This is a genomic window from Amycolatopsis sp. 195334CR (assembly GCF_017309385.1).
In the GTDB taxonomy this organism is placed as follows: Bacteria; Actinomycetota; Actinomycetes; order Mycobacteriales; family Pseudonocardiaceae; genus Amycolatopsis.
In genome coordinates this window covers 374198-388093 of the sequence record NZ_JAFJMJ010000004.1, presented here as the reverse complement: position 1 = coordinate 388093, position 13896 = coordinate 374198, and the positions used below count along the sequence as shown (strand labels likewise).

The 13896-nt window shown below is 70.4% G+C and carries 13 protein-coding genes; 11 read left to right on the top strand and 2 right to left on the bottom strand.

From position 1 onward, the window contains the following. Window positions 1-134 precede the first annotated feature (134 nt). The 7 genes from JYK18_RS45580 (at window position 135) to JYK18_RS45550 (ending at window position 8382) form a co-directional block, all read left to right on the top strand. A complete protein-coding gene (locus tag JYK18_RS45580) occupies window positions 135-749 on the top strand; it encodes a TetR/AcrR family transcriptional regulator (RefSeq protein ID WP_206810545.1) in 615 nt (204 codons plus the stop codon). Window positions 750-931: 182 nt separating this feature from the next. Continuing rightward, the gene (locus JYK18_RS45575; protein WP_206810544.1) at window positions 932-2209 is read left to right on the top strand and encodes an ABC transporter substrate-binding protein; all 1278 of its coding nucleotides are present in this window, start codon (window positions 932-934) and stop codon (window positions 2207-2209) included. An 83-nt stretch (window positions 2210-2292) separates the two neighbouring features. Continuing rightward, window positions 2293-3078 (top strand): carbohydrate ABC transporter permease, encoded by a 786-nt coding sequence (locus JYK18_RS45570; RefSeq protein WP_206810543.1) that lies wholly within the window; start codon window positions 2293-2295, stop codon window positions 3076-3078. Further along, the gene (locus tag JYK18_RS45565; protein WP_206810542.1) at window positions 3075-3899 is read left to right on the top strand and encodes a carbohydrate ABC transporter permease; all 825 of its coding nucleotides are present in this window, start codon (window positions 3075-3077) and stop codon (window positions 3897-3899) included. The genes JYK18_RS45570 and JYK18_RS45565 overlap by 4 nt, the downstream gene beginning before the upstream one ends. 24 nt (window positions 3900-3923) lie before the next feature. Next, window positions 3924-6335: a glycoside hydrolase family 2 protein gene (locus JYK18_RS45560; protein WP_206810540.1), complete on the top strand. Its 2412-nt coding sequence runs from the start codon at window positions 3924-3926 to the stop codon at window positions 6333-6335. Beyond that, window positions 6332-7351 carry a LacI family DNA-binding transcriptional regulator gene (locus tag JYK18_RS45555; protein ID WP_307796373.1) on the top strand — a complete coding sequence of 340 codons (1020 nt, stop codon included), beginning with the start codon at window positions 6332-6334 and terminating at the stop codon, window positions 7349-7351. The genes JYK18_RS45560 and JYK18_RS45555 overlap by 4 nt, the downstream gene beginning before the upstream one ends. Before the next feature lie 11 nt (window positions 7352-7362). Further along, entirely contained in the window at window positions 7363-8382 is a 1020-nt protein-coding gene (locus tag JYK18_RS45550) for a LacI family DNA-binding transcriptional regulator (protein ID WP_206810538.1), read from the top strand. On the opposite strand, the gene JYK18_RS45545 is transcribed toward JYK18_RS45550, so the two are convergent. After that, entirely contained in the window at window positions 8379-8729 is a 351-nt protein-coding gene (locus JYK18_RS45545) for an arsenate reductase family protein (RefSeq protein WP_206810537.1), read from the bottom strand. The two genes, JYK18_RS45550 and JYK18_RS45545, sit on opposite strands and share 4 nt — an antisense overlap. Before the next feature lie 105 nt (window positions 8730-8834). Between JYK18_RS45545 and JYK18_RS45540 the strand changes: the two genes are divergently transcribed. The 4 genes from JYK18_RS45540 to JYK18_RS45525 all read left to right on the top strand — a co-directional run bounded on the left by JYK18_RS45540 (window position 8835) and on the right by JYK18_RS45525 (window position 13587). After that, window positions 8835-9326 (top strand): RICIN domain-containing protein, encoded by a 492-nt coding sequence (locus JYK18_RS45540; protein ID WP_206810536.1) that lies wholly within the window; start codon window positions 8835-8837, stop codon window positions 9324-9326. 33 nt (window positions 9327-9359) lie between these two features. Continuing rightward, window positions 9360-10163: an aminoglycoside 6-adenylyltransferase gene (locus JYK18_RS45535; protein ID WP_206810535.1), complete on the top strand. Its 804-nt coding sequence runs from the start codon at window positions 9360-9362 to the stop codon at window positions 10161-10163. A 152-nt stretch (window positions 10164-10315) separates the two neighbouring features. Then, window positions 10316-12202: a rhamnogalacturonan lyase gene (locus JYK18_RS45530; RefSeq protein WP_206810534.1), complete on the top strand. Its 1887-nt coding sequence runs from the start codon at window positions 10316-10318 to the stop codon at window positions 12200-12202. 11 nt (window positions 12203-12213) lie between these two features. Beyond that, entirely contained in the window at window positions 12214-13587 is a 1374-nt protein-coding gene (locus JYK18_RS45525; RefSeq protein ID WP_206810531.1) for a glycoside hydrolase family 30 beta sandwich domain-containing protein, read from the top strand. Here JYK18_RS45525 and JYK18_RS45520 read toward each other — a convergent pair. Beyond that, window positions 13577-13807 (bottom strand): NADAR family protein, encoded by a 231-nt coding sequence (locus JYK18_RS45520; RefSeq protein ID WP_374195135.1) that lies wholly within the window; start codon window positions 13805-13807, stop codon window positions 13577-13579. The genes JYK18_RS45525 and JYK18_RS45520 overlap by 11 nt on opposite strands. Window positions 13808-13896: the final 89 nt, after the last annotated feature.

Genomic DNA, 13896 nt, shown 5'->3' with positions numbered 1-13896 from the left:
GGGTATGGGGCAGTCGTACCTTGGGCAGCATCCAAGCTCCGGTTCAGCGAGTGTTTGCGCAGGTGATGGCATAATTATGAGCAATCATTCGGTTTGCCGGAAACTCGCTTTTCCCGGCTTTGGAGGAGGTAGCGGTGACATCCGAGCGGCAGCGGCTCCACCCGCGCAAACAGCCCCGGCAGGTCCGCGCCGAGCTGACCCGGCAGCGCATCCTGCTCGCGGCTGCTCACGTTTTCGGCGAGCACGGGTACGCCGCGGGCACCACCAACCGGATCGCCGAGCGGGCCCGGGTCTCGATCGGTTCGCTGTACCAGTACTACCCGAACAAGGACGCGATCCTGCTGGAGTTGGTGACCCGGCACCTCGACGCCGGGCGGGAGGCCGTCGAGCGCCACCAGAACGGTGAGCTGCCCGGGTCGATCGAGCAGATCTTCCGGCTGTTCGTCCGGGCGGTGATCGACAACCACCTCGACGACCCGCAACTGCTGCGGGTGATGCTCGAACAGGCACCGCGGTCGGCCGAACTGCTGGAGAAGATCGGTGCGTACGAACGGGAACGGGTCGCGTTCGTGCACGACCTCCTCGAGCGGCATCCCGAGGTCAAGGTGGCCGACAAGGAGACCGCCGCGCGGCTGGTGGTGTCCACCGTGGAACTCGTCGTGCACCAGCTCATCGCCGCGCCCGCGTCCATCGACACCACGCGGCTGGAGAACGAACTGGTGGCCATGTTCACCCGGTACCTCACTTAAACAGTTCAGTGGAACTTGAGCGGTTAAGTCCGTTCAGTCGAATCTCCACGAGCGCTTTACCAGGGTAGATGCGTCATACAGCTCGATGTTCGGCGCGCTGCGGAGATGATTGCTTGACCGCTTAACTTCGCCGCGCGTAGCGTTTTCGCCACTCATCACCAGCTCGCCGAGGAGCGAAAACGATGAAGCTGAGAAGTAGGACCCTGGTTCTCGCCACCGCCGGCCTCATCGCGTTCAGCGGCTGCTCGGCCTCCGGCGACGCGGGCGCGGACGGCCGGATCGACGGCGAGATCACCGTGCTCACCCAGCGCACCGACCTGGTGGACACCGTGTTCGAGCAGTACAAGCGGGAGTTCGCCAAGGTCCACCCCGAGGTGAAGGTGACCTTCCAGGGCATCACCGACTACGAGGGTGAGGTCAAGATCCGGATGAGCAGCCAGGACTACGGCGACGTCCTGCTGATCCCGGAGTCGATCACCCGCGAACAGCTGCCGTCGTACTTCGAACCGCTCGGTGATGCCGGGGAACTGGCGAAGAAGTACCGGTTCATCCCGGAACAAACCCACGAGGGCAAGGCGTACGGGCTCGCCATCACCGGCAACGCCTTCGGCTTCGTCTACAACAAGAGGATCTGGCAGCAGGCCGGGATCACCGCGCCGCCCAGGACGCCCGCCCAGTTCCTCGACGCGTTGCGCGCCATCAAGGACAAGACCGACGCGATCCCGCTCTACACCAACTACCGCAACGGCTGGCCGCTCGCGCAGTGGGAGGACCTGCGGGCCTCGGTGGCCGGGCAGCCCGACGTGATCACCACGATGGCCGCGGCCGACGCGCCGTGGACGCCCGGCACGCCCCAGGAAACCATCGACACGCTGCTTTTCGACGCGGTGGCGGGAAAACTGACCGAGGAGGACCCGACCACCACCGACTGGGAGACCTCCAAGAAGGCGATCGGCGAGGGAAAGATCGCCACGATGATGCTCGGTTCGTGGGCGCTGACCCAGGTCCGCGAACTCGCCGCCACCCCGGACGACCTCGGTTACCTGCCCTTCCCCAGCCAGGTGGGCGGGCGGTTCCACTCGGCCATCGCCGGTGACTACAAGAACGCGGTCAGCGTGCACTCCCGGAACAAGGACGCGGCCAGGGCGTGGGTCGACTGGTTCGCCGACCAGTCCGGATACGCCGCCAGTCAGGGCGGGTTCACACCCCTGCTCGGCGGCCCGGACCCGGCCATCCTCGACGAATTCACCAGCCACGGCGTGACCTACTTCGAACTGGACCGCAGCCGGGAACCGGTGGCCAAGATGATCGACAAGACCGCCGAGATCGGGCTCTACCAGCCCACCTACCGCCAGACGCTGATCGACGCCGCCCGCGGCGCGAACGGGCAGTCCAAACAGGACGTCTTCGACGACCTCAACCGGCGCTGGGCCGAGGCCAGGTCGCAGGTGACCTCCTGAGCACCACACGGACGCGGCGCGGCCGGGCCACCCCGTGGCTGTTCCTGCTCGCGCCGCTGGTCCTGCTCGCATTGTTCACCTACGTGCCCGTGGTGAGCATGTTCTTCTACAGCGTCACCGACTGGGACGGGCTGAGCCCGAACCCGGAGTTCGTCGGCGCGGACAACTACTCGGAGATCGCCGGGCGCGGCGAACTGGCCGACGTGCTGCTGGTCAGCCTGTACTACTTCGGCGCGGCCTTCGTGCAGCTGGTGCTCGCGCTGTACTTCGCCACCGTGCTGAGCTTCCGGATCCGGTTCGCGAACCTGTTCAAGGGCGTGCTCTTCTTCCCGTACCTGATCAACGGCGTGGCGATCGGCTTCGTCTTCCTCTACTTCTTCCGTCCGGAAGGGACACTCGACTCGCTGCTGTCGCTGGCGGGCCTGGACGGGCACCCGTGGCTCGGCGACCCGGACACGGTGAACTACTCGCTCGCCGGGGTCTCGGTGTGGCGGTACCTCGGCCTGAACTTCGTGCTGTTCCTCGGCGCCATCCAGTCGATCCCGCCGAGCCTGTTCGAGGCGGCGGAACTGGACGGGGCGGGCCGGTGGCAGCGGTTCCGGCACATCATCCTGCCCAGCATCCGCAACATCGTCGGGCTGACCGCGATCCTGGCCATCGCGGGCTCGCTGTCGGTGTTCGAGATCCCGTACATCATGACCGGCGGCGCCAACGGCAGCCGGACCTTCGTCATCCAGACCATCGACCTGGCGTTCAAGTTCGGCAAGGTGGGGCTGGCCTCGGCGATGGCGGTGGTGCTGCTGGTGCTGATCCTGCTGATCACCTGGGTGCAGCGGCGGCTGGTGCCGGAGAACGAGGTCCGGGCATGAGGCGGCGGGACGGTGGCGTGGTGTCGTACGCCTCGCTGGTGCTGGCGTGCCTGGTGATGCTGGTGCCGCTGGTGGTGATCTTCCTCGGTTCGCTCAAGCAGGACGCGGAGTTCCGCGGCACCGGCCCGTTCACCCCGCCGCAGGACTGGCTCAACTTCAGCAACTACGCCACCGCGCTGGTCGACGGCGGCATGGTGGGTGCCTTCGCCAACACCGTGCTCATCCTGGTGGTCTCGGTCGCGGGCACGGTGCTCATCGGCTCGATGGCCGCCTACGCGGTCGACCGGTTCCGCTTCCGGTTCCGCCGGGCGGTGTTGTTCCTGTTCCTGCTGGCGACGCTGGTGCCGAGCGTGACCACGCAGGTGGCGACCTTCCAGGTGGTCAACCGGCTGGGCCTGTTCGACACGCGTGCCGCCGCGATCGCCCTGTTCATGGGCACCGACATCGTCTCGATCTACATCTTCCTGCAGTTCATGCGCTCGATCCCGCGGGAGCTGGACGAGGCGGCCGCGCTCGACGGCGCCTCCCGGCTCGGCGTCTACTGGCGGATCATCCTGCCGCTGCTCAAGCCCGCGATCGCCACCGTGGTGATCATCAAGGGCATCGCCATCTACAACGAGTTCTACATCCCCTTCCTGTACATGCCCTCGCGCGAGCTCGGGGTCATCTCCACCTCGCTGTTCCGGTTCAAGGGGCCGTTCAGCGCGCAGTGGGAGGTCATCTCCGCGGGCGTGATCATCGTGGTGCTGCCCACGCTCGTCGTTTTCCTGTTGCTGCAGCGGTGGATCTACCGTGGTTTCGCCACCGGCGCGACCAAATGACCTTCGAGGAGAACGGAGACGCGGATGGACGGCTGGCGCGTGCGGTCGGCGGCGGTGGGGCCGATCCCGGCCGCGGTACCCGGCACGGTGCACACCGACCTGCTGGCCGCCGGGTTGATCCCGGACCCGCTGATCGGGGACCGGGAGGCGGAACTCGCCTGGATCGGCGAGACGGACTGGCACTACTCCTGCACCTTCCTCGTCACCGAGCCGGACGAGCGGATGGACCTGGTGTGCGAAGGGCTGGACACCGTCGCCGACCTCGCGCTCAACGGGATTTCCGTCGGCTCGGCGGCGAACATGCACCGGACCCACCGGTTCGACCTGCGTCCCGCGCTGCGTGCGGGCGCCAACGAGCTCACGGTGACCTTCCACCCGGCCCTGGCCCACGCCCAGCGGATGCGGGACGAACTGGGTGACCGGCCCGGCGCGTACCCGATGCCGTACCAGTTCATCCGCAAGGCCGCGTGCAACTTCGGCTGGGACTGGGGCCCGGCGTTCACCACCTGCGGCATCTGGCGCCCGATCCGGGTCCACCGGTGGCACACCGCCCGGCTGGCCGAAGTCCGCCCGGAGGTCACCGTCGGGCCGGACGGCACCGGCCGGGTGAAGCTGCACGTCGGCGTCGAACGCACCGGCGACCAAGAACTCCTTGCCACCGCGCGGATCGGGGAAGCACACCAGACCGTGACCATCCCTTCAGGACAGTCCGGAGTGGTCGTCGAGCTGGCCGTGGCGCACGCCGAACTGTGGTGGCCGCGCGGACACGGCGCACAACCGCGCTACGACCTCCGCCTCGAACTGCTGGCGGGCACCGAAGTCCTGGAAACCTGGGACAAGCGGATCGGCTTCCGGACCGTCGAACTCGACACCACCCCCGACGAGCACGGCACCCCGTTCACCTTCCGCGTCAACGGCGAACCGATCCTGGTGCGTGGCGTGAACTGGATCCCCGACGACGTGTTCTTCCCCAGGATCACCCCCGAGCGCTACGCGGCCCGCCTCGACCAGGCGTGCGCGGCCGGGGTCAACCTGGTGCGTGTGTGGGGCGGCGGGATCTACGAGAGCGAGGCCTTCTACGACGCGGCCGACGAGCGCGGACTGCTGGTGTGGCAGGACTTCCTCTTCGCCTGCGCCGCCTACCCCGAGGAGGAACCGCTCGGCGGTGAGGTGCGCGCGGAAGCCGAGGAAGCCGTCCGGCGGCTGGCCTGGCACCCGAGCCTGGTGCTGTGGAACGGGAACAACGAGAACATCTGGGGCCACCGGGACTGGGGCTGGCGGGACAGCCTCGGCGACCGCAGCTGGGGAGCCGGGTACTACTTCGGCACGCTGCCGGAGGTGGTCGCGCGCCTCGACCCGACCCGCCCGTACTGGCCGGGCAGCCCGTATTCCGGTGATCCGGCGCGGCATCCGAACGATCCCGACCACGGGCCCATCCACATCTGGGACGTCTGGAACGACCGCGACTACGGCGACTACCGCGCCTACCGGCCCCGGTTCGTGGCGGAGTTCGGCTACCAGGGCCCGCCCGCGCACCGCACCGCCGTCGACGGTTTCGGCGCGCTGGCCCCGGACTCCCCCGCCGTGCGCGCGCACCAGAAGGCGATCGACGGCGGGGACAAGCTCGCGCGCGGCCTGGCCGAGCACTTCGGCGAGGTCACCGATGACGACGACTGGCACTACCTCGCCCAGCTCAACCAGGCTCGCGCGCTCCGGCTCGGCGTCGAGCACTTCCGCTCGCTGTGGCCGCGGTGCACGGGCACGGTGGTGTGGCAGCTCAACGACTGCTGGCCGTCGATGAGCTGGTCGGCGATCGACAGCGCGGGCCGCCGCAAGCTCCTGTGGTACGCGCTGCGGGAGGCCCATCGGGATCGAGGCTTGACGATCCAACCGGACGAGAACGGACTGATCGTCGCCGTGCTCAACGACACGGACGCGGCTTGGGACGGCCAGGTCCAGATCGAGCGGATGTCCTTCACCGGTGAGGTGCTGGCCCGGTCGGACTCGGCGTTCGGCGTCGCCGCGCGCTCGGTCGGCCGGGTTCCCTTGCCCACCAACGTTTCGCAGGCGGACGACCCCGCGCGGGAGCTGGTCGTGGTGACCGCGGGAGGCGAACGGGCGCTGTGGTTCTTCGCCAACGACCGCGCGCTGGCCTACCCCGAACCCGACTTCACCGCGTCGGCGCGGGCGGGCGCGCACGGCACGGTGGTCACCGTACGGACCCGCTCGCTGCTGCGGGACCTGTGCCTGTTCGCCGATCGCGTGGAGCCGGATGCCCTGGTGGACAACGCTTTGCTCACCCTGCTGCCCGGCGAGTCGGCGGAGTTCGAGATCCGCCACGGCGCCGGGGCCGAGCCCGCGGCGTTCACCACCCGGCCCGTGCTGAGATGCGTCAACGACGTGCTCGCGAGCCGAAGCCAGCCGGCCCGGTCGTGACGCGGCGCCCGACGATGGCGGACATCGCCCGCGAGGCGGGGGTGTCCAAGGGCGCGGTGTCCTACGCGCTCAACGGCCGCACCGGCGTTTCGGCGTCGACGCGGCGCCGGATCGTGCGCATCGCCGGCGAACTCGGCTGGCGGCCGTACGGCATCACCCGCGGGGGCCGGGTCACCCGCGCGGACGCGGTCGGGCTGGTGCTGGCCCGGCCGGCGCGGTTCCTCGCGCTCGAACCGTTCATGATGGCGCTGGTGTCCGGGGTGGAGGCCGAGCTGGGCCGCCGGAAGGTGGCGCTGCGGCTGCAGGTGGTCCGCGATCACCGCGAGGAGATCAGCACCTACCGCCGCTGGTGGACCGGGGCGCACGTGGACGGGGTGCTCGTGCTCGACCTGGCCGCGCCCGACGAGCGGGTGACCGAACTGGCCCGCTGCGGGCTGCCCGCACTGGTGCTCGGCGGCCCCGACGGGCTCGGCCCGCTGCCGGGGTTGTGGAGCGACGACACGACCACCATGCACACCGTGGTCGACCACCTGGTCACCCTCGGGCACCGGCGGATCGCCAGGATCGCCGGACCGGCGCGGCTGCGGCACACCGCCACGCGCACCGCCGCGATGACCCACGCGCTGCAGCGGCACCGCCTGCCACCCGGCGTGGTGATCAACACCGACTACGGCGGGGACGAGGGCGCCGCGGCCGCCCGGCGGCTGCTCGACCGGCGTCCCCGGCCGACCGCGATCATCTGCGACAGCGACGTGCTGGCCGTCGTCGCGCTGGGCGTGGCCACGCGAAGCGGGCTGGCCGTGCCCGGCGGCCTGTCGCTGGTCGCCTGGGATGACTCCGCGCTGTGCGAACTGGCGCGGCCCGCGCTCACCGCCGTCTCCCGGGACGTCGCCGCCTATGGGGCGCACGCCGCGCGACTGCTGCTCCAGCACGTCGGCGGGCAGCCGGTCGCCACCCGGCCGGAAAGCCTGCCGCGCCTGGTGGTCCGCCACAGCACCGCCCGGCCCGACCCGTGAGGAGCACACCGGTGCCGACCAAACGCCCGACCATCGCCGACATCGCCAGGGCCGCCGGGGTGTCCACCGGCGCGGTGTCCTACGCGCTGAACAACCGGCGCGGGGTTTCCGAGGCCACCCGCCGCCGCGTGCACGAGGTCGCCGCCTCGCTCGGCTGGCTGCCCCACACCGCCGCGCGCGTGCTCTCCGGCGGCCCGGCCGGGGCGATCGGGCTGGTGGTGGACCGCCCGGCCCGGGTGCTCGGCATCGAGCCGTACTTCATGCAGCTGATCTCCGGTATCCAGGCCGCGCTGGCCGGCGGGCCGACCTCCCTGCTGCTCCAGGTCACCGACCAGGCCGAGGCCCAGCTGGCCATCTACCGGCGGTGGTGGGCCGAGCGGCGGGTGGACGGCATCCTGCTGGTCGACCTGCTCGTCGACGATCCCCGGGTGGCGCTGGTCAAGGAGCTCGGCCTGCCCGCGGTGGTGCTCGGCGAGCCGCAGGCCGAGCTGGGGCTGTCGTCGGTGTGGACCGACGACGAGAAGGCGATGGCCTTCGTCGTCGACTACCTCGCGGCGCTGGGGCACCGGGAGATCGCCAGGGTCGCGGGCCCGCCCGAGTTCGTGCACACGCGGCGGCGGTCGGCGGCGTTCCGGGCCGCCACCGCCGAGTTGCCCGATGCCCGGGTGATCACCGCGGCGGACTACTCCGGCGACGCCGCCGCCCGCATCACCCGGCGGCTGCTCACCGGGCGGGGCGCGCCGACGGCGCTGGTGTTCGACAACGACGTGATGGCGGTGGCCGCCCTCGGGGTGGCCCGCGAACTGGACTTGGACGTGCCGGGGCGGTTGTCCGTGGTGGCCTGGGACGACTCGGCCCTGTGCCGCCTGGTGCGGCCCGCGCTGACCGCGGTCCGCCGCCCGACCGCCGAGCGCGGGGCCGCCGCGGTGGACCTGCTGCTCCGCTCCCCCGGCGACGCCCCTACGCAGCTCAAAACCGCCGACCCCGAGCTGCTGGTGCGATCGAGCACCGGTCCGGTGGGCGGGCGTTAGAGGATCTCGCGCAGGGAGTCCTCGTCACGGCCGACGACGGCGGTGTCGCCGTCGATCAGGATGGGGCGCTGGATCAGCACCGGGTGCTCGGCCAGCAGTTCGATCCACCGGCCGCGGTTCGCCGCGTCGCGCGGCAGGTCGCCGAGGCCGAGGTCCTTGGCCACCGGTTCCTTGGTGCGGGTGATCTCCCAGGGTTCCTGGCCCAGCTTGGTGAGCACCTCGGTCAGCTCCGCGGCCGTCGGCGGGCTGTCCAGGTAGCGGCGCTCGGTGTAGCCGGTGCCCGCCTCGTCCAGCGCCTTCTTCGCCGCCCTCGACTTGGTGCACCGCGGGTTGTGCCAGATCTCCATGCGGCCATTGTGCCGCCGCCCGCGCAATCCCCAGGTTTCGGGATACACCCGGCGCGCCGCGGCGGCGAAGCTGATCAGGCATCAACCGAGGACAGGGGGAACGAAGTGAACAGAGCGGCGAAGATCGGGGCGGCAGTGGCGGCGGCGGTGCTGGTGGGCGGTGGGGCCGCGGTGACGGCGTCGGCGTCGGCCGGTCCGGCCGAGGAGCTGGTCGGGTTCATGATCGCGTCGAACATGAACAACCGGTGCCTCAACGTCGCCGACGCCAACCCGAACAAGGGTGCGATGGTGCACATGTGGGACTGCGGCGGCTGGGCGCAGCAGCGCTGGTCGTGGCGCGGGGAGAACCTGGTCAGCGACCTGAACCCGGGGCAGTGCCTGGACGTCCGGGGGTCGAACGGCACCGCGGGCGCCGCGGTCGGGCTGTACGACTGCCTCAGTGCGCCGCAGCAGCGGTGGTTCTGGGACGGCAGCCAGCTGCGGAACCGGATCAGCAACCAGTGCCTGAGCATCCCGAACAAGAACCGGTGGAACGGGGCTTCGGTGGTGATGTGGGACTGCGTCGGGGCGGCCGACCAGCAGTGGCACACCACCTGAGCCGGTGACCGCGCTCGTGTGATGATCACCGGCATGGACTACGGGCAGGCGCTTTCCGCACTGGTTTCCTGGGCCGAGGGACGCCGGGAGGTGCGGACGCTGGTCCTGACCGGGTCGGCCGCGGCGGGTTCGGCCCACCCGCTGTCCGACCGGGACGTCCAGGTGTTCACCACCGATCCCGCGGCACTGCTGGACGACGAGTCGTGGTGGGCGGGACTCGGCGAAGTCCTCGTGGTCGAACGTCTCGAGGACGGCGACGGCAACCCCACCCGGCTCGTCTACTACGCCGGCGGCAAGATCGACTTCACCCTGCTGCCCGCCGGTGCGCTGGAGAACAAAACGTACGACCGGTCGTATACTGTGTTGCTCGACAAGGACGGCAGCGCCGCCACCACCTCGCTGGTGCCCGAGGAGGTGGCGGCGCCGTCGCGTGAGGAGTTCGACGAGTCGGTCCACTGGGCGTGGGCGGCGGCCCTGATGACGGCCAAGGCGATCGTGCGCGACGAGCCGTGGTCGGCGAAACTGCGTGACCAGGACCTGAAGGAAGAGCTCCTGCGCATGATCGAGTGGGACCACCGCGCCCGCTACGGTCCCGCCTTCGACACCCGCTACCTCGGCACGCGCCTGCGCGCGTGGATGGACGAGGACGTGCAGGCCGAACTGGAGCAGTGCTGGTCCGGCTTCGGCGCGCCGGAGACCGAGCGGGCCCTGCTGGCCACGGTGACCCTCTACCGGCGGCTCGCCGAGCGCACCGCCGGGCGGCTCGGCTTCCCGGTGTTCGGGCACGAGCGCGTCGCCGCGGAACTGCACACCATTCTCCGTTCCGGTCCGAAATAGACAGACCGTGGCCACATCCGGACATTGACACCCGCGCCAGGGCGGGTGTACCAATTTCGCGAGTGCTTTGTGAGCGCTCCCAGTACCTGGCTCTGTTTCCGGCGGCGGAGCCGAACCCGATTCCTGCCCCCTTGCGATTCGGAGTTCAGCCCATGCCACGAACCCCTCGCGCCGCCACCCTGGGTGCGGCGCTCAGCCTGTTCGGTGCCCTGTTCAGCGCACCGGCCCAAGCCGCACCGCTCCAAGCCGCACCGGATCAGGCCGCTCCGGCCCAAGCCGCACCAAACCAAGCCGCACCGGACGAGGCCGCACCAGCCGCCGGGTCCGTCGCCGAGAAGCTCGGCCGCGGGCTGATCAGCGTCCGCACCGAGCAGGGCAACTTCGTCAGCTGGCGCCTGCTCGCCGGCGATCCGGCGGGCACCGCCTTCAACCTCTACCGCGGTGGCGAACTCGTCGCCCAGGTCACCGGCGCGACGAGCTTCCTCGACGCGGGCGCCCCGGCATCGGCCGCCTACACCGTGCACCCGGTGGTGCACGGCGCCGAGCAGCGCACCGCCGCGGCCGAGGAGTCACTCGCCTTCCCGATGGCGTCGAGCATGGACGTGCCGCTGCAGATCCCGCCCGGCGGCACCACGCCGTCCGGCGAGAACTACACCTACTCCGCCAACGACGCGAGCGTCGGCGACCTCGACGGCGACGGCCAGTACGAGTTCGTGCTGAAGTGGGATCCCAGCAACGCCAAGGACAACTCGCAGTCCGGATACACCGGCAACACCTATCTGGACGCCTACAAGCTCAACGGCACCCGATTGTGGCGCATCGACCTCGGCCGCAACATCCGGGCGGGCGCGCACTACACGCAGTTCCAGGTGTTCGACTACGACGGCGACGGCCGCGCCGAGGTGGCGGTGAAAACCGCCGACGGCACGCGGTCCGGTACCGGCCAGGTGATCGGCAACGCGAGCGCCGACCACCGCAACTCCGGCGGGTACATCCTCACCGGACCCGAGTTCCTCTCGGTCTTCCGCGGCACGGACGGCGCCGTGCTGGCCACCGCGGACTACGTGCCCCCGCGCGGGAACGTGGCGTCCTGGGGCGACGACTACGGCAACCGGGTCGACCGGTTCCTGGCCGGCACCGCCTACGTGGACGGGTCCCGGCCGAGCATCATCATGGCCCGCGGTTACTACACCCGGTCGGTGGTCGTCGCCTGGGACTTCCGCAACGGGCAGCTGACCCGGCGGTGGACCTTCGACTCCAACTCGTCGACCAACGGCGCGGCGTGGACCGGCAAGGGCAACCACCAGCTCTCCGTCGCCGACGTGGACGCCGACGGCCGCGACGAGATCCTGTACGGCTCGATGGCGATCGACGACAACGGCTGGGGGCTGTGGCAGAACAACACCCACCACGGCGACGCCTACCACGTCGGCGACTTCATCCCGTCCCGCTCCGGGCTGGAGGTGTTCAAGCCTTCGGAGTGGACCAGCGAACCCACGCACTGGATGGGTAACGCGCGCACCGGGCAGATCATCTGGAGCGCGCCCTCCTGCGGCTGCGACAACGGCCGCGCGGTGGCCGCGGACATCTGGGCGGGCAACCCCGGCGCCGAGGCGTGGTCGTCCTCGGTCGCCGGACTTCGCAGCGGTACCAACGGGAACCAGGTCTCGGCCCGCAAACCCGGGTCCACCAACTTCGTCATCTGGTGGGACGGCGACGCGCAGCGCGAACTGCTCGACGGCACGCACATCGACAAGTACGGCACCGGCGGGGACACCCGGCTGCTGACCGGTTCCGGGGTCGCGTCGAACAACGGGTCCAAGGCCACGCCCGCGCTGTCCGCCGACATCCTCGGCGACTGGCGCGAGGAGGTCGTCTGGCGCACGTCGGACAACCGCGCCCTGCGGGTCTACTCCACCACCGACAGCACCAGCATCAGCCGCCCGTCGCTGATGCAGGACCGGCAGTACCGGGTGGCGGTCGCGTGGCAGAACACCGCGTACAACCAGCCACCGCATCCGAGTTTCGCCATCGGCTGAGAGGATCCGACATGTTCCGGCTCGCGCTCGTGGTGTTGACGGTGCTCGCCGCGGTCGGGGTGTCCCCCGCCACCGCGCAGACCGCCGCGGTCGTCGACGGTGCCCGGCGGCACCAGCCGATCGACGGGTTCGGCTTCTCCGAGGCGTTCGGCCGGGCCGAGATCATGCGCGGGTCGGAGGGGTTGTCCGAGCAGCGGCAGCGGGAGATCCTCGACCTGCTGCTCTCGGGCGACGGCGCGGCGCTGTCCATCCTGCGCCTGCACATCGTGTCCACGCCCGCCGGGTCGATCCAGCCGGTCGACCCCGGCGGGCCGGGCGCGCCCCCGGAGTACGTCTGGGACGGCAGCGACGAAAGCCAGGTGTGGCTGGCGCGTGAGGCCAAGGCGTACGGCGTGGATCGCTTCTACGCCAACGCCTGGAGCGCGCCCGGGTACATGAAGACCAACGGCGACGAGGCCAACGGCGGCACGCTGTGCGGCCTGTCCGGCACCGCCTGCGGCGACTGGCGCACGGCGTACGCGAACTACCTGGTCAAGTACGCGGAGTTCTACGCGGGGGAAGGCATCCGGATCACCGATCTCGGGTTCACCAACGAACCGGACTACACCGCCACGTATTCGTCCATGCGGTTCACCCCGGCCCAGGCGGTCGAGTTCACCAAGGTCGCCGGTCCGATCGCGGCGAAGGCCGGGCTCAAGCTCGCCTGCTGCGACTCGTTCGGCTGGACCCACCAGCGCGACTACACCGCCGCGATCGAGGCCGATCCGGTGGCGCGCGGGCTCGTGTCGACGCACACCGGGCACACCTACGCGAGCCAGGTCACCGGCCCGCTGCCGACCTCCCGGCGGACGTGGATGTCGGAGTGGTCGCCCAACGGGACGACGTGGAACGAGAACTGGGACGACGGCAGCGGGTACGACGGGTTCACCGTCGCCAAGGCCGTGCACACCGCGCTCACCACCGGCAACACGGCGGGGTACGTGTACTGGTACGGCGCCTCGGTGGGGACCACGCGGGGCCTGATCCAGATGAACGGCGACGGCTACCGGGTGTCGAAACGGCTGTGGGCGCTGGCGAACTACAGCCGGTTCATCCGCCCGGGCGCCACGCGGATCGGGGCCACGACGGGTGAGCAGAACCTCGCGCTGTCCGCCTTCCGCAACCCGGACGGCTCGCTGGCGGTGGTCGCGCTGAACTCGGCGGCCAGTCCGGTCCCGATGACCTACGCGCTGCCGAACACCGGGATCGTCAGCGGCACCGCCGTCCCGTACGTCACCGGCGCCACCAGCGACACCGCGGCTCAGCCCCCGATCCAGGTGGACGGCGGGAAGTTCACGGCCACCGTGCCGCCCCGATCGCTGGTGACCTACCGCGTCACCGGGTGAGCCTCGCCCGCACCTCCCCGAGGGCGAAGCCGAGCAGGTTCGACCCCGGCCAGCGCGCCGGTTCCGCCGCGTCCGGGTGGTCGTGGGCCAGGCCGATCCCCCACACGTCGTCGAGGGGACTGGCTTCCACGAGCACCCGCTCGCCGGTGCCGAGCAGGAACTCGCGCAGGTCCTCGTGCTGCCCGAACTTGGCGAGGTTCCCGTCGACGCACCCAGGGATGCCGTGAATGTGGCTTTCACTGCGGAATCGGCCGTGAAAGCCACATTCACGGCACTAGCTCGCCCCCTGCTGCACCCCGGGCCGGTGAA